Raw genomic sequence first — 464 nt, forward strand, 5'->3', positions numbered from 1 at the left:
GGCGCGCTGGCGTTTCTCCCAGTCGAAACGCGCGTGCACCCAGGCGGCGGCATGACGCAACGCCGCCTCGCCCGGATCGCTCAGTGCGCCCAGGCGCGCCTCCAGCTCAGCCATGGCCAGCAGTGCCGGATGCTGCGGCGCCTCGCCCTTCCAGGCTTCCGCCAGGCCATCGGGCGTCAGGCGCTTGAAGCCGGTTCCCAGATCGACCACGGCCTCCTCGCCGCTCGCCCACTCCCGCAGCTTATGCAGCCACGGGTTGTAGTAGCGCGCCTGGATCTTGCGCGCGTCCACCTGCTTGTCGGCGACGGCCTGGTCGAGCAGCAGCTGCAGCTCTTCGATCCATGTCGGCCAGGGCGCCTTCAGCGCCGCCAGCTCGACCTCGCGGGCGCTCAATGCCTGGTCGAGCAAGGCGCCGAGCGTTTGCGGGGAAACTTCGGCCGTATCCCCGAGCAGCGGACGCAGGC

At 70.5% G+C, this 464-nt stretch carries 1 protein-coding gene; it reads right to left on the reverse strand.

The features are described 5' to 3' along the window. On the reverse strand, positions 1-464 hold a 464-nt coding region (locus J0A65_RS25760; RefSeq protein ID WP_232850162.1), incomplete at both ends, for a hypothetical protein.

The organism is Bowmanella yangjiangensis (genome assembly GCF_017255015.1).
Lineage (GTDB): Bacteria > Pseudomonadota > Gammaproteobacteria > Enterobacterales > Alteromonadaceae > Bowmanella > Bowmanella yangjiangensis.